Genomic DNA, 19,241 nt, shown 5'->3' on the forward strand with positions numbered 1-19,241 from the left:
AAAAAATCTAAAAATTTGAGTATTAGGCATTTCCTCCCAAAAATGAAAACGTTCCCCTTCTAAATACTGGTTACATATATGCAATTTCTAACAGTTTTCTCTTTATAATAGAAGGAAATGTTCACAAGTTTGTCACTATTATATTTTCGAGATATAACGCTTTTCTTCCATAATATAGTGTTCCTCAGACGTAAGACTTCTATATTATATGTGAGGTGTATGCAACTTATGTTGTATATACGATGTATATTTATCCTCTCCCCCTCCCCTACTTGCTTACAACAAAAAAGACGAGCTAGGGAATCTCCCCTGCTCGTCAGTTGTCTTACTTCGTTCCGAATAAACGGTCACCAGCATCACCAAGACCTGGTACTACATATCCGTGGTCATTTAATTTCTCATCTAATGCTGCTACATAAATATCAACATCAGGATGTTCTTCTTGTACTACTTTTACCCCTTCTGGAGCTGCAACGATACACATTAATTTAATTTGTTTCGCACCGCGCTTTTTCAGAGAGTTAATTGCTTCAGCCGCAGAACCACCTGTTGCTAGCATCGGATCTAGTACGATAAAGTCACGCTCTTCTACATCCGTTGGAAGTTTCACATAGTATTCTACCGGTTGCAATGTTTTAGGGTCACGGTATAAACCAACGTGTCCTACTTTTGCTGCTGGAATTAATTTCAGAATTCCATCAACCATTCCTAAACCTGCACGTAAAATCGGAATTAAACCAAGTTTTTTACCAGCGATCACTTTTGTTGTCGCTTTGCTTACAGGTGTTTCAATTTCAATGTCCTTAAGTGGAAGGTCGCGAGTAATTTCGAAAGCCATTAAGCTTGCTACTTCGTCCACTAATTCACGAAAATCTTTCGTACCTGTATTCTTATCGCGAATATATGTAATCTTATGTTGAATTAACGGGTGATCAAATACATACAGTTTTCCCATGTGAATCTCTCCTTTAGATGATATTCATGCGTTTGCACGCTTTTTTACACTATTTACGATTGTAAAGAAAACGCTACTAATATTCAAGGGCAAATTTGGCAAAATCATGATTTTACGATGAATCTATCTAGTATCTTTACCAATTATGGGAGCTGTATCCTTCATTATATCGCCAAAATTTATTCATCATTTGTATACATACTTTAAAAATAATATATGTCCACAAAAAAGACCGCCAAAACAATTAAGTCTCGGCAGTCTTCTTCAATCTATTATAGATTTGGATACATTGTGAATTTGCTAGTTAACGCTTCTACACGCTTACGTACTTCTTCTAATGCAGCTTCATTTTCATGATTTTTTAATGTATAAGCAATAAGTGACGCAATTTCATCCATTTCTTCTAAACCGAAACCACGAGATGTTACAGCTGCTGTACCGATACGTACACCACTTGTTACAAATGGGCTTGCTGTTTCAAATGGAATTGTATTTTTGTTCACTGTAATACCAACTTCATCTAATACGTGCTCTGCTACTTTACCTGTGATTTCTAAGTTACGAACATCAATCAAGATTAAGTGATTGTCTGTTCCGCCAGAAACAAGTGTAAGTCCTTCTTTTTGAAGACCTTCAGCTAAGCGGTTCGCATTGTTAATGATATTTTGTGCATATGTTTTGAAATCATCTTGAAGTGCTTCACCAAATGCAACAGCTTTTGCAGCGATTACGTGCATAAGTGGACCACCTTGAATACCAGGGAAGATTGATTTATCAATTTGTTTTGCAAATTGCTCTTCACATAAAATCATACCACCACGCGGACCACGTAACGTTTTATGTGTTGTCGTTGTAACGAAATGTGCATGTGGTACTGGATTTGGGTGTAAACCAGCAGCTACTAAACCAGCGATATGTGCCATATCAACCATTAAATAAGCGCCCACTTCATCTGCAATCTCACGGAATCGCTTGAAATCGATAACACGAGGGTATGCACTTGCACCTGCAACGATTAATTTTGGTTTATGTTCTTTCGCTTTTGCTAATACATCATCGTAATTAATACGGTGAGAGTCAGCATCCACGCCATATTCTACGAAATTATATTGTACTCCACTGAAGTTAACAGGGCTTCCGTGTGTTAAGTGACCACCATGAGATAAGTTCATACCAAGTACTGTATCGCCTTGCTCTAAAATCGTAAAGTATACTGCCATGTTCGCTTGTGCACCAGAGTGTGGTTGAACATTTACGTGCTCTGCGCCGAAAATTTCTTTCACGCGATCACGTGCGATATCTTCTACTACGTCTACGTGTTCACAGCCACCATAGTAACGTTTTCCAGGATATCCTTCAGCATACTTATTCGTTAAAACAGAACCTTGTGCCTCCATTACTGCTTCACTTACGAAGTTTTCCGAAGCAATTAACTCAATCTTTGAACGCTGTCTTCCTAGTTCTGCCTCAATTGCAGCAAATACCTTTTCATCTTGACGTTTTAAATGATCCACCAAAATCCCCCTTTTCTGAACGAATTACATCGATTCCCAACAGTTTTTTCTTATTTATTCAGAAAAAACGAAAATTCAGGTTGTAATTCTTTCGAACCTTCATGTTTTCAACTACATTCTAACATGACTTTCTATATCATAAAAGAAAAAAAAGACCGAAAATCGGTCTTTTCTTTCTTCTATTATAAAGTCAGACAACATACCTTTTATCTTATGATAAACAGTTACTATATGACTTCCTAATTTCTCATATTTAACGGCAAGTGATAGTCTCTTCCACTGCCGCATAGACAGCACGCGCTCCACCAATTAGTTTTCCACGTGTTTTGGCCATCGTTACATGCGCACTTCCAATTGCCTTCACACTTGTACGAACCGGAACAGCTACATGCTTTAAATGCATACCGATAAATGTATCACCAATATCCATTCCTGCATCAGCTTTAATAAACTCAACTACTACCGGATCTTTCAAATTGTGATACGCGTATGTCCCCAATGCACCACCTGCTGATCTAACAGGCGTAACTGTTACAATTTCAAATTGATATTTTATCGCTACTTCTCTCTCAACTACTAAAGCACGGTTTAAATGCTCACAACATTGAAACGCTAATTCAATACCTGTTTGCTCTTGAAATTGTTTTAACTCAGAGAAAATCGCCTCTGCTACTTCCATCGTTCCTGATGTTCCAATTCTTTCGCCTAGCACTTCGCTCGTGCTACAACCCACTACAAAAATTTGACCGCTTTGTAATGAAGCTTGTTCTTGGAAATCAGAAAGCGACATTTGTAGCTGTTCTCTTACCTTTACGATTTCTGTCATTACGCCTCTTCCTTTCACAGGTTGGTTCACCAAATTATATTTCACACTACTGATAGTTAGAATCTATTACTTTGTTTCGTATGTTTTAATTTTTCCTACGCGGTTTTCGTGACGACCACCTTCATAGTCAGTTGTTAACCAGATTTTCGCGATATCACGCGCTAGACCAGCACCAATTACACGCTCGCCCATCGCTAGCATGTTAGTGTCATTATGCTCTCTCGTTGCTTTCGCGCTGAAAGTATCATGAACTAACGCACAACGGATACCATTTACTTTGTTTGCTGCGATTGACATACCAATGCCTGTCCCACAAACTAAAATACCACGATCTACTTCACCATTCGCTACCATTTCAGCTGCTGGAAACGCAAAGTCAGGGTAATCAACAGAACCAGCTTCACATTCACAACCTAAATCAATATATTCAATATTTAACTCTTCTAATAAACTTACAAGTTCTTTGCGGATATTCATACCGCCGTGATCAGATGCTATTACTACTTTCATTTTTACCCCTCCAAATTTTCAATCAATTATCTTCATTTCACACTCGCTACCTCACATAGGAAGAAGTGATCTCCAATATCGTATTATACACGAAACATCAACCTACTGAATGTTTTTTCAGGAAAGTTTGTACAAGTTTTTCCATCTCATCTAACGTTTCTTTATAAATAGAAAGCGAGCCTCCAAATGGATCTGAAATGTCCTTGCCTATACCTTCAGTTAATCCATATAACGTATTTAATTTCTTTTCAACGCTCGGATAATGCCCAAGTACAATTTGCTTATGGTTTTCTGTCATCGTTACGACAATATCAGCCCAATCAAGCAAAGTTTCATTTACTTGCTGCGCCGCATGATCAATTAAAATTCCTTTTTCAGCTAAAGCTTCCTTCGCATGTACCGATGCATCGCTCCCAGGATAGGCGAAAACACCAGCAGATTGCACTTCAAACTTATCTCCTCCGTGATGACGAAGCAACGCCTCAGCCATTGGACTACGACATGTATTGCCAGTACAAACAAATAACACTCGTTTCATTCAAACCCACCCCTATATTCGATTTCTTACCATTCATCATAACTTACATTAGAATAGAACAAAAGAAATGTGAATATACAAAAGGCGCATTTCTCTTATATTTTTTCTAAGAAAAATGCGCCTTATCCACATATATGTGAAACCCTATTTCCAAGTGCCTAGAGTATTTTAACATACATGCTGAACATGCAACAAAAATAAGGAATCCATTTCATACGAAACGGATTCCTTATTTTTGTTGCAATTATTTCATTGTAACTTTCATTACTTCTGTTGAACCTTTTGTAGCTGCTACGCCTACAGTTGTCTTAATAGACTCAGCTGCATCTGTGTTTGTAATAACAATTGGAGTAATTGTGCTTTTCGCTTTTTCACGGATTAATTCTAAGTCGAATGAGATTAATTTATCTCCAGCTTTTACAGCTTGGCCTTCAGAAACGTGAGCTTCGAAACCTTCGCCTTCCATTTTTACAGTTTCTAATCCAACGTGGATTAAAATTTCTGTACCGTTTTTCGCTTTAATTCCGATAGCATGTTTTGTGTGGAATAATTGTACGATTTCACCATCAACTGGAGATACAACTACACCTTCAGTAGGATCGATTGCAACACCGTCACCCATCATACGACCAGCAAATACTGGATCTGGTACTTCTTCAATATTTTTCACTGCTCCAGTTAATGGAGCTACGATTGTTTCTTCATTTGTTTTTGAACCAAGACCGAATAATTTTTTAAACATAGGATAGTCCTCCTTATAATTTACCTAAAAGTTTATAGGGCAATCCCTAGTAAAGCTCGGGATACATGTAAGACTTCATACTTCGAATATTATACTGTAAAAACGCTTTCGAAATAAATTACGTCATTACTAATAGACTCTTATTGTAGCGCTTCACAAAATTCCAGTCAATTCTGATTGTCTGAATAACAATTAGAAGTTAACTTCTATTTATATTTTCTCTTTTTTTGCCCAACTTGTCTAGAGGTCTTTACTACATTTTATTTTTTGTTGTTAATTTGTAAAATTTAATTCAAACTTTTTTCGAAATTCACTTGACTAAAGTAAGTAACTATTTTATTATTACTTACGTAATGTAAGTTAATAACTTTTAGGAGGTTTTTAAAAATGATGGATTTCGGTCTACTTATTATTCGTCTTATTATAGGAATTACATTCATGGGTCATGGCGCTCAAAAATTATTTGGTTGGTTCGGCGGTTACGGTTTAAAAGGAACAGGTGGCTGGATGGAGTCAATCGGTTTACGTCCTGGTGTATTTATGGCATTTATGGCTGGCGCAACTGAATTACTAGGTGGTTTCTTATTTGCATCAGGTATTTTCATTGTAGTTGGTTCATTATTTATCGTTGGAACAATGTTAATGGCTATCTTCACCGTTCACGGAAAAAATGGTTACTGGGTAACACAAAACGGATATGAATATAACTTAATGTTAATCGCTGTCGCTGTTGGTGTAGCTTTAATCGGACCTGGGGCATACGTTTTACTTTAATTTTTATCTCAAATTTGAGATTCTCGAAAAAAGAACTTACTTCATTACAATTGAAGTAAGTTCTTTTTATGAAACAAAATATTATTTCCAGCAGGATTTTCTCATCGTTATCTTGTAAACAAACAATAAGTATTCATATTTAGAAAGGGGATTACAAGCATGTTATCCATTAATCCAAATGAACAAACTGAAAAAGATAATTACAAATTACTTACTGGAAGTATCATCCCTCGTCCTGTCGCATTCGTTACTTCTATAACAAAAGAAGGCGTACTAAACGGAGCACCATATAGTTATTTCAATATTGTCGCTGCTAATCCACCACTTATCTCAGTATCTGTACAACGAAAAGCCGGAGAAAGAAAGGACACTTCCCGAAACGCAATTGAAAAAGGAGAATTTGTCGTACATATTTCTGACGAATCATATGTAGCAGCAATTAACGAAACAGCAGCTAACCTCCCGCCAAATGAAAGTGAAATTGAACTAGCAAAACTAACACCAATCGAAAGTGAAGTCATCTCTGTTCCAGGTGTAAAAGAAGCAAATATTCGAATGGAATGCGTATTAGAACGTGCAATTCCACTTGGCGGAACGGAAGACTCACCAGCTTGTGATCTACTAATTGGACGCGTCGTTCGTTTCCACGTTGCCGAACATCTATATGAAAAAGGGCGCATTCACGCCGAAGGACTCAAACCAATAAGCCGCCTAGCAGGACACAACTATGCAAAATTAGGAGAACAATTTGAATTGGTTAGGCCAGTTTAAAAGTGGAAGTGGCCCGTTTAGCTCTGACCAGCTAAGGTTCTCTCGCACAAAAGGTGCTTTTTACCTTTCGTGCGGGAGGTTCTTAGATGCGAAGAGCTGGCCACTGGAACTGGATAATATCTAAAAGTGGAAGCGGCTCGTTCAGAATGGGAGGGGGATGGAGCTTCTGACGTAGAGGCGCTTTTTGCCTCGCAGGAAGACGCGAAGCCACCGACCATTCTAGCCGCTGGAACTGGATATATTTAAAAGCAAGGCGGCTAGATTCCTCCCATCACTCAAATATAAAATCCCCTGCTTTTTAGCAGGGGATTTTCTCATTGTAATTCTTCCTTCTTTTCCTCTAAAGTAGGCATTTTCTCTTTTTTCGGCTTCCCTAGCTTAATTACGAAGAAGTATAGGGAAAGCAATGTAATAAGAAAAACAATTAAAAACGGGTACGGAGAGTAAAAGGCACGCGCCGCCTCAGTCTTTCCCGCAACAAATTTCAATGACTCAATATCTAAAAACTCAGCAAACATTTGTACACCGAGCATACTAAACCAAAAAACAAAAAAACTAATAATAATACCAAAAACTTGCTTCAATCTCGTCATTCATCTCATCCTTTCTATATCTGTAATTTTTAGCGCAATAAATATAGTACAAACAAAATATTCACAGAAAGGAACTATCTCACCATTCACGAATTAACTTAATCCAACCTAACATCGAAATTTGCAAAATAATACCCCAAATTATAAGTCTTCTTAGCCATCGAGGATAGAAGGTCAAAAATTTAACATACCATTCCAATAGCTTGTTCATAATTCCCTCCTACATAAAATTATATAGGAAAAAGGATATATAATCCAAACCCAACCAAAATGATACCACCTACTATCTCACCATATGTACCGAGCATATCTTTCGCATGTCTCCCAATTAATAAACCCATCCACGCTAATAACATGCTAACAAATCCAAAAAGTAAAATCGTAATAATTGTTTGTGCCCCATAAATACCAAGACTAAGTCCTACTGAGAAACTATCTATACTGACGCCAAATGCAAATACGAATAAACTAATTCCAATAGGGGCTGTTCTAGTCTCTTCATTTTGTAAAATGCTCGAATATACGATATAAAACCCTAGTCCGATTAATAAAATAGCACCCGCAAAATGTGCGATATCTCCATACTTCTCTGATAAAAAACGACCTAGTACCATTCCTATAAACGGCATAATAATATGAAATATCCCTATCGTCATACCAATATACAGGATTTGTCTTAACTTTAGGGGTATCATCCCCATACCAAGACTCACCGAGAACGCATCCATCCCTAAGGCGAATGCCATAATTATTAAAGGTATTAGCTGTTCAAACGTCATTCATGCCCCTCCTTGGACGTGCTACTTCACAATATGCTTATCCAAGGAGAAATATTCTGTTTGCTAATCTTACCTTATCATTCAATAATAATATGATGTCCTGCCGCTTTTGTTAAACGATTCATAATTGCATTCCCTATTCCTTCATTAGGGAATGACTCACTAAAAATAACATCCACTTCACTTGCATCAAATGTTCTAAGTACATCATATAATTTAGTCGCAACACTAGCTAAGTCACTTCTAACACCACAAGATAATATAACATCTGCACTATATACATGCTGATACTCTTCTGTCGTTAATACGCCTACTTTAAATCCTTCTTCCTTTTTCTCATCCACAAGATGCTGAATAAACTCACGTGAGCCCTCAACAATACTAAGTGGTGCTTTCGGGGCATAATGTGTGTATTTCATTCCAGGCGATTTCGGTTTTTCCTTCTCATCCTTTAAAGCTGGATCTAAAGAAACAGTACCTATCACCGCTTCTAATTGTTCTTTCGTAATCCCACCTGGACGTAATATTGTTGGAACCGCGCTTGTACAATCAATTACAGTTGATTCAACGCCTACTCCAGTTGCACCACCATCAACAATACCTGCAATCTTCCCATTCAAATCTTCATATACGTGAGAAGCTAATGTTGGACTTGGACGCCCTGAACGATTCGCACTTGGTGCCGCAACAGGTACATTCGCCTCTTCAATAAGAGCAAGTGCAATTGGATGATCAGGCATTCTTACTCCAACCGTATTAAGTCCTGCCGTCACCTTCTCTGAAATCCCTTCTTTTCTCGGCAAAATAATTGTTAATGGTCCTGGCCAAAAATGCGCCATTAACTTCTCTGCAACTGGTGGAATTTCTTTCACAATCCCATCTAACTGAGATTTTGTACCTATATGGACAATGAGTGGATTATCACTCGGTCTTCCTTTCGCTTCGAAAATTTTCGCGATTGCTTCATCATCCATCGCATTTGCACCTAACCCATATACTGTTTCCGTAGGGAAAGCAACCGCCTCATTTTCTCTTAATAATTTTGCTGCTTCTTGTAACTGTGGATAATATTTTTTTCTTTCCACAACATTATCCACAACCCACATGTTTGTATGCATTTTTTTCCACGTCCTTTTCTACCCTTAAATACTTGTATATTTTTAGTTTACTATGAGATTTATCCAAAAGACAAACAAGGTTTATCCACAAAATGTGGATAAACCTAATTAATCCGTGGATAACTTTGTGAATAGCTGACAATTTAGTATTATTGCATTCTGCTCTTTTATATTTTTACAAAAATGTTCTAGTTGTTGAATTCCCTCTGGAACCTCATCCTTTTCTATAGTAAAAAAGTCAAAAAACTGAAAGATCGGTACAGATTGTGGATGATTTGTTAGTAAGTACAATTGTTGAACACTTTTTTCTTTCATATACTGCAAAAACATTTCAAAAAAATATAAGAAAGTCTGTTTATCCACATGAGGTGTGAATAAACAAGAACGAATAAGCACATCTTCCCCACTTCGTTCATAACCAATTACAGCTCGTATTTCTTCCGCCTCTTCCAAAATCATAAATTGTGCGTACAACTCATTTATTTTATCATCTTTTTTATTAGCTTGTCCGAAAAAAGAATGTAATCTTTCCACATCTGCTTTCGTAGCAAAATACACTTTCTTCATAATAAATCCCTCCTCATTTTTATATATGAAGAGGGATTTATTAATAGTACTATTTAGAGAATAAAGATGTAAAAGCTTCTACAATAAACAATTTAACTTCTGGCTTTTCTTCTTCCTCTTCTACTTTTACATACTCATTTTGCTTTTCTTGTTTTTTCTCCACAGGTTTCTCCACTTTTTCCACAGTTTTTATTTCTTCTTTACTTACAGGCTGCTCTTCGACTTTTGTTTCATTTTTTACTACTTTCTTTTCAGAAGCTGTTACTTTTTTTACTACTTCCTGCTTTACAGCTTTCGTTTCTTTTACCTTATCTACTTTCTTCTCTTCTTTATCTATTACTTCCTCATCTAGTTGTTTCACCTGCTCCTCTTCAGGAGATTCCGCCTTCACAACGTGCTCTTCTTTTCTTACAGCTGTCCCGCTCGAAAAATCTAAGAAACACATTGGTGGAAATAATACACACCACCAGTTCGCCCCTTCACCTTCTCCAATTGTGATTAATACTGCTTCATATTCTCCTGCTGGATAAATAAAATTCCCGTATACCTTTGTAGGAAACTTTACATTCTTACTAAATTTCACTTGAAATGAATCTTTACTTCCTTCTCTTTTTAACGTATTTTCCACCGTTTTCTCGATTTCTGGAATATGACTTTGAATTACTTTGCGTGCCTCTTCAAATGAAGTTAAATCCGCTACCCACCCATCAATTTGTGCTTTTACTTCATCACGCACTTTACGCTTTAATGCCTGGTCTTTATCTGAATCACTATTTGCTAAAATTCGTAATCGAACGGCCTCTTTCGGAATAACTGAAGGCCCTTTCGCATCAGCTTTCATATATCCAAACTGCACAAGTAACTGTGCACCAATTAATAGTATAAGAAGATAAGCAATAACTTGTTTTTTCATTTCCTCCACCGTCCCTTCTACAAACAGTGTGGACAGACTTTCATCTTTCTAAACTATTAAATTCAAAATCTATATGAATTTTTCCACAAAAAAATAGAGTAAGGTGTGAACCTTACTCCATCTCTGCAAATACCATACGATCTTTTCCGTTAATATCGAAAACAACCTCAACATGAGCATGTGGGAAAGCTTGTTGTAACAATCTTTTTACATCCTCACCTTGTCCTACTCCAATTTCAAACGCCACAATTGCTTTCTTCTGCAACACATTCGGCAATTCTTCCATAAAACGGCGATAGAAATCTAATCCGTCTTCACCACCAACAAGTGCTCTCTTCGGCTCATGCTCTTTCACAACAGGAGAAAGACCACGCCAATCCTCTTCCGGTATATATGGAGGATTTGAAACAACAACATCTAGCTTTTGACCCGTTTTATGAAATGGTGACAATAAATCACCGTGATAGAACGTTACTTCTGCACCTAAAGCTTTTGCATTTTCTTTTGCAACTTCAATCGACTCTTGTGCAATATCTACTGTATACACATGAAGATTTTCATTTTCTAAAGCAAGCGTAATAGAAATCGCTCCACTACCTGTACCTATATCTGCTACATGTAGTTTCTCATCACCAAAATGGCGCTCGATTCTTTCTAATACTCCCACTATAAGCTCTTCTGTTTCCGGTCTTGGTATTAATACTTCTTCATTCACAAAGAAAGACCGTCCATAAAACATTTCATAACCAATCATATATTGAATAGGAATACCTTCTACATGCTTGTGGATAAACTCCGTAAAGCTTTTCTCTTGATCCTCAGTTATTTCTTCACGCATATTCATAAGTAATCCTGTTCTGTTCACCTTTAATACATGACAAAGGACAATTTCTCCCGCATTTTCATCTCGTCCATTTTCCTGTAAAAAAGAAGAAGCCCATTTCAGGGCTTCATAGACACGCATTACTCAGCTGCCTCCATCTTTTGAGCCTGATCTTCCATCACTAAGGCATTGATGAAATCATCTAACTTACCTTGTAAGATTTGATCTAGCTTTTGAATCGTTAAACCGATTCGATGGTCTGTAACACGGTTTTGCGGGAAGTTATACGTACGAATACGCTCTGAACGATCTCCCGTACCAACAGCTTGTTTACGGTTTTGATCATACTCAGCTTGCGCTTCTTGTCTAAACTTATCATAAACACGTGCGCGTAATACTTTCATCGCTTTTTCTTTATTCTTGATCTGTGATTTCTCATCCTGACAAGATACAACTACACCAGTCGGTAAATGCGTTAAACGCACCGCTGACATCGTTGTATTAACGCTCTGTCCACCAGGTCCACTAGAAGCGAATGTATCAACACGAACATCTTTCTCATGAATATCAATTTCTACTTCTTCTGCCTCTGGTAATACAGCTACAGTTGCTGTAGATGTATGAATACGTCCACCAGATTCCGTTTCAGGAACACGTTGTACACGGTGAGCACCATTCTCGAATTTCAGCTTCGCGAAAGCACCTTTACCATTAATCATAAAGATAATCTCTTTATATCCACCTAACTCTGTATAGCTAGCCTCAATAATCTCCGTTTTCCAGCCCTGTACCTCAGCGTAACGGCTATACATACGGTATAAGTCACCAGCAAATAAAGCTGCCTCGTCTCCACCAGCAGCTCCACGAACCTCAACGATAACGTTCTTATCATCATTAGGGTCTTTTGGAACAAGTAAAATTTTCAGACGCTCTGATAATGTTTTATCTTGTGATTCTAACTCAGAAACTTCTTCTTTTACCATTTCACGCATTTCTGCGTCTAACTTATCTTCTAACATTGCTTTCGCATCTTTTAATTGCTCACGAACATCCTTATACTCACGATACACCTCTACCGTTTCCTGTATATCAGACTGTTCCTTTGAATATTCACGAAGCTTATTTGAATCACTAATAATCGCTGGATCACTTAACAATTCATTTAACTTCTCATAACGATTTTCTACAGCTTGCAAACGATCTAACACATCATTCACCTCTACATCCTAGTATCTAATACAAATAGTATATGGTACTTACTCAAAAAAACGCAAATTATATTTAAAAGCGCAAGCGGCTCGCTCAGAATCGCAGGCCATTGGAGCTCTCGACCTTGAAGCGCTTTTTGCTTCGAGCGAGAGAGCGAAATGGCCGGAGATTCTAGCCGCTGGAGCTAGATAATATATTTAAAAGTGGCGGTGGCTCTTTCAGCTCTGACCAGCTAAGGTTCTTTCGACCTAAAGGTGCTTTTTACCTTTTGGGCGGAAGGTTCTTAGATGCGAAGAGCTAGCCACCAGAACTAGATATATTTAAAAGCGCAAGCGGCTCTTTCAGAATCGCAGGCCACTTTCAACTCTCGACCTTGAAGCGCTTTTTGCTTCAAGCGAGAGAGCGAAATGGCCGGAGATTCTAGCCGCTGGAGCTAGATAATATATTTAAAAGTGGCGGTGGCTCTTTCAGCTCTGACCAGCTAAGGTTCTTTCGACCTAAAGGTGCTTTTTACCTTTTGGGACGGAAGGTTCTTAGATGCAAAGAGCTAGCCACCAGAACTAGATATATTTAAAAGCGTAAGCGGCTCACACCGCTCATTCTCTCTATTTTGAAAAAAACCCGCCTTGCGCAGCGAGTTTTACTTATCTTTGTTTGCAGGTACTGCATGACAATGACGACAACGCGGTTCATACGATTCTGAAGCTCCAACTAAAATAATTGGATCATCAAATGCCGCTGGTTCTCCATCAATTAATCGTTGTGTACGACTTGCTGGAGATCCACATACAGAACATACTGCTTGTAGTTTTGTCACATGTTCAGCAATCGCCATCAGCTGAGGAACTTGTCCAAATGGTAGACCACGGAAATCTTGGTCTAAACCAGCTACAATGACACGATAGCCACGATTTGCCAATACTTGCACCACTTCCACAATGTCCCCATCAAAAAATTGCACCTCATCGATTGCAATAACATCCAGCTCTTCTGTAATATGTTCAAATATATCCTTTGAAGCTGAAACAGGAACTGCTTTTACCTTTAATCCGTTATGTGATACTACATCTTCTTCACTATATCGATTATCAATACATGGTTTAAATACAATTGCATGTTGTTTTGCAAATTGCGTACGGCGCACACGGCGGATTAGCTCTTCTGACTTGCCAGAAAACATACTACCGCAAATCACTTCAATCCAGCCATTTTGATTTATTAAGTACATGAAGCTCTCCTTTCATCTACTTTTCAGTTAAAAGTAGGGTAAAGGTATAATATTTTCGCAAAAAAAACAGACAAGCGAATACATACACTTGCCTGTTTTATGTTTTTATTACTTAAGACCGTATTTCTTATTGAAGCGGTCAACGCGTCCGTCTGCAGTAGCAAACTTCTGACGTCCAGTGTAGAATGGGTGAGAATCAGAACTGATCTCAACTTTTAGTAATGGATAAGTGTTACCATCTTCCCACTCAACAGTTTCGTTAGATCCTTTAGTAGATCCGCTTAAGAATTTGAAGCCTGTGTTTGTGTCCATGAATACAACTTTCTTGTAATCTGGGTGAATTCCTGCTTTCATTCTTTTCATCTCCTTCCGCCCTGAATCATTTTCGAAACAGAGTTTTTCATCTTCAGCTGCATACACAACTATATTGATGAAACACATATGATGAAATTATAACAAGGCTAACTTCATTTTGCAACTACCTGTTTTTGTCTTTTTAATTTTAAAAGCGCACGCGGCTCGTTCAGAATGGGAGGGGGATGGAGCTTCTGACGTAGAGGCGCTTTTTGCCTCGTAGGAAGACGCGAAGCCACCGACCATTCTAGCCGCTGGAGCTGGATATTAAATTGAAAGTGGAGGTGGCTCGCTCAGCTCTGACCAGCTAAGGTTCTTTCGCCCTAAAGGTGCTTTTTACCTTTCGGGCGGAAGGTTCTTAGATGCGAAGAGCTAGCCACCGGAACTGGATACCATTTAAAAGCAGAAGCGGCTCGTTCAGAATCGCAGGGCATTGGAACTCTCGACCTTGAAGCGCTTTTTGCTTCGAGCGAGAGAGTGAAATGACCCGAGATTCTAGCTGCTGGAGCTGGATATCACCTTAAAGCGCACGCGGCTCGTTTAGCTCTGACTGGCTAAGGTTCTCTCACTTATCTCTCTCTTTAATATCACCTAAACAGCATAAAAAACTCGCTTACTATAAAATAAGCGAGTCCTGATTTTTTCCCTTTACTTAGTTGTTACATACCTTTTTGAGTCTGCAACAATGTTTTGTAAAAACTCTTCATTTGTCTTCGTTTGACGAAGCTTACGTAAGAAACTTTCAACGAAGTCTGGTGTATCACGCATTGTTTTACGAATGCCCCATAACTTGTCTAAATGTTCTTTTGGAATTAATAGATCTTCTTTACGTGTACCAGAACGACGAATATCGATCGCCGGGAAGATACGACGTTCAGCTAATGAACGATCTAAGTGAAGTTCCATATTTCCAGTTCCTTTAAATTCCTCGTAAATAACATCGTCCATACGTGATCCTGTATCAACAAGGGCTGTTGCTAAAATTGTTAAGCTACCGCCTTCTTCAATATTACGCGCAGCTCCAAAGAAACGCTTCGGTCTATGGAAGGCAGCTGGATCGATACCACCTGATAATGTTCTACCACTTGGTGGAATAACGAGGTTGTAAGCTCGAGCTAAACGGGTAATACTATCCATTAAAATGATAACATCTTTCTTGTGCTCTACAAGACGCATCGCACGTTCTAACACAAGCTCAGCTACTTTAATATGATTTTCTGGCACTTCATCAAAAGTAGAACTTACAACATCTCCTTTAACAGAACGTTCAATGTCTGTTACTTCCTCTGGACGCTCATCAATTAAAAGTACAATTAATTCTGCTTCCGGATGATTTGTTGTAACACTATGCGCGATTTCTTTTAATAGACTTGTTTTACCAGCCTTTGGAGGCGCAACAATTAAACCACGTTGTCCAAATCCAACTGGTGCGATTAAATCCATGATGCGTGTCGGTAACTTTTTAGGTTCCGTTTCCAATTTCATTTGGCGATCTGGGTATAATGGTGTTAATGCAGGGAAATGCACACGCTCTTTTGCTGAATCTGGATCATCTCCGTTTACAGCTTCAACTTGTAATAACCCAAAATAGCGTTCATTTTCTTTCGGAGGTCGTACTTTACCAGAAACCTTATCTCCATTACGTAAATCGAAACGACGAATTTGCGAAGCTGAGATATAAATATCTTCTGAGCTTGGAGAATAGTTGATAGGACGTAGGAATCCAAATCCTTCTGATTGAATAATTTCTAATACGCCTTCCATGAAAAAGAAACCTTCTTTTTCTGCTCGAGCTTTCAAAATAGAAAAAATTAACTCTTTTTTCGTTAATTTGCTATAATACGAAATCTTAAATTCTTTCGCAAGCTCGTATAACTCTTTTAATTTCATGTTTTCTAATGCTGCAATTGACAAATTCATTCAGACACCACACTTTAACGTTATTCTCTTTTTTCATGGGTAAAGGGAAAAAATACGGAAGGCAAATAATTAATAATGAAAGGCAATAAGTTCAAGTAGGGTAATATTCACTATTGTAACCCTTTTATCTAGTTTTAATCAATACGTTGGAACACAAATACAAGAAGCGAAGACAAGAAAATTTGTCTTCGCTTCTTATTTAATTTAGTTCCAGCTCCGATAGTTAGAAAAGTCGACCATTTTAACCTTTCTGAGCGAGCCGCTTGCACTTTTTATTTAATCCAGCTTCAGCAGCTAGAATGGTCAGGAGTTCCAATGCCTTCCCCTTCTGAGCAAGCCACCTCCGCTTTTTACTTAATCCAGCTTCAGCAGCTAGAATGGTCGGTGGCTTCACTTCTTCCTACGAGGCAAAAAGCGCCTCTACGTCAGAAGCTCCATCCCCCTCCCATTCTGAACGAGCTGCTTACGCTTTTTATTTAATAACCAAGTTTGGTTTTTTATTCAAGCTATGACGTCCATCCACGAAGCGAACTGTGCCTGATTTTGCGCGCATAACAAGGGATTGCGTTGTTCCTACGCTACCTTTAAATTGAACACCGCGTAATAGTTCTCCATCTGTTACGCCTGTTGCTGCAAAGATTGCATCGTCACCTTTTACTAAGTCCTCCATGCGAAGGATACGATTAATGTCTTCTATGCCCATTTTTTTACAACGTGCTAATTCAGCTTCGTTTTGTGGCAATAGTTTTCCGTGAATTTCTCCACCTAAACATTTTAAAGCAACTGCTGCTAATACACCTTCAGGTGCTCCACCAGATCCAAATAAAATATCTACACCTGTACGATCAAACGCTGTATTAATCGCTCCAGCTACATCTCCATCATTAATCAATTTAATGCGCGCACCAGCTTTACGAATTTCTTCGATAATTTCTTGATGACGTGGACGATTTAAAACTGTCGCTACAACATCTTCAATATCTTTATTTTTCGCTTTCGCAACTGCACGTAAGTTATCAATAATAGGCGCATCAATGTCGACCGCCCCAACTGCTTCTGGGCCAACCGCGATTTTATCCATGTACATGTCAGGGGCATGTAACAAATTACCGTGGTCTGCAATTGCAATAACAGCAAGAGCATTCCAGCCACCAGCTGCTACGATGTTTGTCCCTTCTAAAGGATCAACCGCAACGTCTACACGTGGTCCATATCCTGTACCTAATTTCTCTCCGATATATAGCATTGGTGCTTCATCCATCTCACCTTCACCAATTACAACTGTACCCTTCATCGGAATTGTATCAAATACATCACGCATAGCTGATGTTGCTGCACCGTCTGCCTCATCCTTTTTCCCGCGCCCCATCCAACGCGCTGATGATAAAGCCGCAGCCTCTGTTACACGTACTAACTCCATAGATAAACTTCTCTCCACGATAATCCCTCTCCTTTAAGTCTTTATATTTCTGCCGTATTTTGTGAACCGTGTTTTTCTATAAAGTGTACTTCCGCAAGTAGTGATGCTTCGCTTCCCCCTTGCGGAAGTATCACTTATGCGTTCTTCATTTCTTCAATTTCTTGCTTTGTCATTTGTTCTCGCCAAATGTTTGCTCCAAGCCCTTTAAGCTTGTCCACTATATTCTCATAACCTCGATCAATATGCTCAAGTCCTGTTACTTCTGTAATTCCATCTGCCATTAATCCTGCAATAACAAGTGCCGCTCCTGCTCGTAAATCACTCGCTTTCACTTTTGCACCTTGCAATAATACAGGACCAGTTACAATTGCCGAACGACCCTCTACTTTAATTTGAGCATTCATACGACGTAATTCATCAATGTGTTTGAAACGGGCACCGTAAATTGTATCTGTTACAACTCCCGTCCCGTGCGCCTTTGTTAAAAGCGTCGTAAACGGCTGTTGTAAATCCGTTGGAAAACCTGGATATACAAGCGTTTTGATATCAACTACTTTTAACTTTCTATTACCGTTCACCGTAATTTGATCATCGTTCGTTTCAACTTGAACACCAGCTTCTCTTAGCTTTGCAGTAACTGATTCTAAATGCTGAGGAATAACGTTATCAACCGTTACTTCTCCTCCTGATGCAGCTCCTAGAATCATATACGTACCAGCTTCAATACGATCTGGGATGATAGTATGGTGACAACCATGTAAAGAGTCAACACCATCTATTCGGATTACATCAGTACCAGCACCTTTAATACGGGCTCCCATGCTTGTTAACAATGTAGCTACATCAATGATCTCAGGCTCTTTCGCTGCATTTTCAATAACAGTTCTACCTTTTGCTCGTACAGCTGCTAGCATAATATTAATTGTAGCTCCTACACTAACAACATCTAAATAAATACGTGCCCCGCGTAGCTCATCTGCTCTTAAATAGATGGCACCTTGTTCATTCGTAACATGTGCACCTAGCGCTTCAAACCCTTTAATATGCTGATCAATCGGCCTCGGGCCTAAATGACATCCACCCGGAAGCCCAATAACAGCTTTTTTAAAACGGCCAAGCATTGCACCCATTAAATAATAAGAAGCGCGCAATTTTTTCACTTTTCCATTTGGCAAAGGCATTGCAACCATGTTAGAAGGATCGACTACCATTTCTTCCTCCTGTCCATAAGTTACTTTCCCTCCAATTTCCTCTAGTAAGTCTCCTAACATTTTCACGTCCGAAATATTAGGGACACCACCAATAGTTACTGGAGTATCTGCTAAAATTGTCGCTGGAATTAATGCAACGGCACTGTTCTTTGCACCACTTACTCGAATTGTTCCATTTAAAGCTCTTCCGCCTTCAATTAGCAATTTTTCCATATTGAGCTCCCTTCTTGTGAATGTATTTACTTTCTATCTTTTTATAGAAAGCTCCCCTTAAGAATCTCAATTACTCTTTCCATCCCAAAACTCAATAAATAGGAAACCATTATCTTCATTTCTCCTGTAGCACGAATAGATAAAGATCAACTATTCATCGAATTCACTTTATCAATTTAGATACGTTATCACATTTATTAATAGGACTATGCACATTATTTTCTATTTAAAAACCAAAAATGATAAAATCTTTAGACTTGTTC

General features: G+C 38.5%; 21 protein-coding genes. 2 read left to right on the forward strand and 19 right to left on the reverse strand.

Annotated elements, in window-relative coordinates; genetic code table 11:
• Positions 1–325 precede the first annotated feature (325 nt).
• The 6 genes from upp to BHV55_RS26495 all read right to left on the reverse strand — a co-directional run bounded on the left by upp (position 326) and on the right by BHV55_RS26495 (position 5,085).
• Positions 326–955, reverse strand: coding sequence for a uracil phosphoribosyltransferase (gene upp, locus BHV55_RS26470; protein WP_000517539.1), 630 nt, complete (start codon positions 953–955; stop codon positions 326–328).
• Between the two features lie 272 nt (positions 956–1,227).
• Positions 1,228–2,469 carry a serine hydroxymethyltransferase gene (gene glyA, locus BHV55_RS26475; RefSeq protein ID WP_000349807.1) on the reverse strand — a complete coding sequence of 414 codons (1,242 nt, stop codon included), beginning with the start codon at positions 2,467–2,469 and terminating at the stop codon, positions 1,228–1,230.
• Positions 2,470–2,722: 253 nt separating this feature from the next.
• Entirely contained in the window at positions 2,723–3,295 is a 573-nt protein-coding gene (locus BHV55_RS26480; protein ID WP_000136375.1) for a TIGR01440 family protein, read from the reverse strand.
• Positions 3,296–3,361: 66 nt separating this feature from the next.
• Positions 3,362–3,805 carry a ribose 5-phosphate isomerase B gene (gene rpiB / locus BHV55_RS26485; protein WP_000869542.1) on the reverse strand — a complete coding sequence of 148 codons (444 nt, stop codon included), beginning with the start codon at positions 3,803–3,805 and terminating at the stop codon, positions 3,362–3,364.
• A gap of 97 nt (positions 3,806–3,902) precedes the next feature.
• Positions 3,903–4,343 (reverse strand): low molecular weight protein arginine phosphatase, encoded by a 441-nt coding sequence (locus BHV55_RS26490; protein ID WP_070757607.1) that lies wholly within the window; start codon positions 4,341–4,343, stop codon positions 3,903–3,905.
• Between the two features lie 244 nt (positions 4,344–4,587).
• Complete coding sequence (locus tag BHV55_RS26495; RefSeq protein WP_000473665.1) at positions 4,588–5,085, reverse strand: PTS sugar transporter subunit IIA; 498 nt, start codon at positions 5,083–5,085, stop codon at positions 4,588–4,590.
• 387 nt (positions 5,086–5,472) lie between these two features.
• Here BHV55_RS26495 and BHV55_RS26500 point away from each other — a divergent pair, with 387 nt between their 5' ends.
• Both BHV55_RS26500 and BHV55_RS26505 read left to right on the forward strand, forming a co-directional pair.
• Positions 5,473–5,859: a DoxX family protein gene (locus BHV55_RS26500; protein WP_000968616.1), complete on the forward strand. Its 387-nt coding sequence runs from the start codon at positions 5,473–5,475 to the stop codon at positions 5,857–5,859.
• Positions 5,860–6,018: 159 nt separating this feature from the next.
• Positions 6,019–6,630 (forward strand): flavin reductase family protein, encoded by a 612-nt coding sequence (locus BHV55_RS26505; RefSeq protein WP_070757605.1) that lies wholly within the window; start codon positions 6,019–6,021, stop codon positions 6,628–6,630.
• A 314-nt stretch (positions 6,631–6,944) separates the two neighbouring features.
• On the opposite strand, the gene BHV55_RS26510 is transcribed toward BHV55_RS26505, so the two are convergent.
• The 13 genes from BHV55_RS26510 to murA all read right to left on the reverse strand — a co-directional run bounded on the left by BHV55_RS26510 (position 6,945) and on the right by murA (position 18,978).
• A complete protein-coding gene (locus BHV55_RS26510; RefSeq protein WP_000197472.1) occupies positions 6,945–7,223 on the reverse strand; it encodes a DUF3935 domain-containing protein in 279 nt (92 codons plus the stop codon).
• A 79-nt stretch (positions 7,224–7,302) separates the two neighbouring features.
• The gene (locus BHV55_RS27705) at positions 7,303–7,434 is read right to left on the reverse strand and encodes a hypothetical protein (protein ID WP_001037636.1); all 132 of its coding nucleotides are present in this window, start codon (positions 7,432–7,434) and stop codon (positions 7,303–7,305) included.
• Positions 7,435–7,453: 19 nt separating this feature from the next.
• Positions 7,454–8,002, reverse strand: coding sequence for a manganese efflux pump MntP (locus BHV55_RS26515; protein WP_000142463.1), 549 nt, complete (start codon positions 8,000–8,002; stop codon positions 7,454–7,456).
• Positions 8,003–8,079: 77 nt separating this feature from the next.
• Complete coding sequence (locus BHV55_RS26520; RefSeq protein ID WP_000557351.1) at positions 8,080–9,120, reverse strand: L-threonylcarbamoyladenylate synthase; 1,041 nt, start codon at positions 9,118–9,120, stop codon at positions 8,080–8,082.
• 108 nt (positions 9,121–9,228) lie between these two features.
• Positions 9,229–9,687 carry a GNAT family N-acetyltransferase gene (locus BHV55_RS26525; RefSeq protein ID WP_000758446.1) on the reverse strand — a complete coding sequence of 153 codons (459 nt, stop codon included), beginning with the start codon at positions 9,685–9,687 and terminating at the stop codon, positions 9,229–9,231.
• Positions 9,688–9,736: 49 nt separating this feature from the next.
• On the reverse strand, positions 9,737–10,600 hold the full coding sequence (spoIIR, locus tag BHV55_RS26530; RefSeq protein ID WP_000745063.1) for a stage II sporulation protein R: 864 nt from the start codon (positions 10,598–10,600) through the stop codon (positions 9,737–9,739).
• A gap of 112 nt (positions 10,601–10,712) precedes the next feature.
• On the reverse strand, positions 10,713–11,564 hold the full coding sequence (prmC, locus tag BHV55_RS26535; protein ID WP_001267055.1) for a peptide chain release factor N(5)-glutamine methyltransferase: 852 nt from the start codon (positions 11,562–11,564) through the stop codon (positions 10,713–10,715).
• On the reverse strand, positions 11,564–12,631 hold the full coding sequence (prfA, locus tag BHV55_RS26540; protein WP_000887064.1) for a peptide chain release factor 1: 1,068 nt from the start codon (positions 12,629–12,631) through the stop codon (positions 11,564–11,566). Before prfA ends, prmC begins: the two co-directional genes overlap by 1 nt.
• 641 nt (positions 12,632–13,272) lie before the next feature.
• Entirely contained in the window at positions 13,273–13,860 is a 588-nt protein-coding gene (locus BHV55_RS26545; RefSeq protein WP_000280859.1) for a thymidine kinase, read from the reverse strand.
• 108 nt (positions 13,861–13,968) lie between these two features.
• Positions 13,969–14,214 (reverse strand): type B 50S ribosomal protein L31, encoded by a 246-nt coding sequence (locus BHV55_RS26550; RefSeq protein ID WP_000643433.1) that lies wholly within the window; start codon positions 14,212–14,214, stop codon positions 13,969–13,971.
• A 648-nt stretch (positions 14,215–14,862) separates the two neighbouring features.
• Positions 14,863–16,134, reverse strand: a complete 1,272-nt coding sequence (rho, locus tag BHV55_RS26555) for a transcription termination factor Rho (protein WP_001053903.1) — start codon at positions 16,132–16,134, stop codon at positions 14,863–14,865.
• Between the two features lie 472 nt (positions 16,135–16,606).
• Positions 16,607–17,572: a class II fructose-bisphosphatase gene (glpX, locus tag BHV55_RS26560; protein ID WP_000442340.1), complete on the reverse strand. Its 966-nt coding sequence runs from the start codon at positions 17,570–17,572 to the stop codon at positions 16,607–16,609.
• A 116-nt stretch (positions 17,573–17,688) separates the two neighbouring features.
• Entirely contained in the window at positions 17,689–18,978 is a 1,290-nt protein-coding gene (murA, locus tag BHV55_RS26565) for a UDP-N-acetylglucosamine 1-carboxyvinyltransferase (protein ID WP_000413254.1), read from the reverse strand.
• Between the last annotated feature and the right edge of the window lie 263 nt (positions 18,979–19,241).

The organism is Bacillus sp. RZ2MS9 (assembly GCF_001816185.2).
GTDB classification, from domain to species: domain Bacteria; phylum Bacillota; class Bacilli; order Bacillales; family Bacillaceae_G; genus Bacillus_A; species Bacillus_A cereus.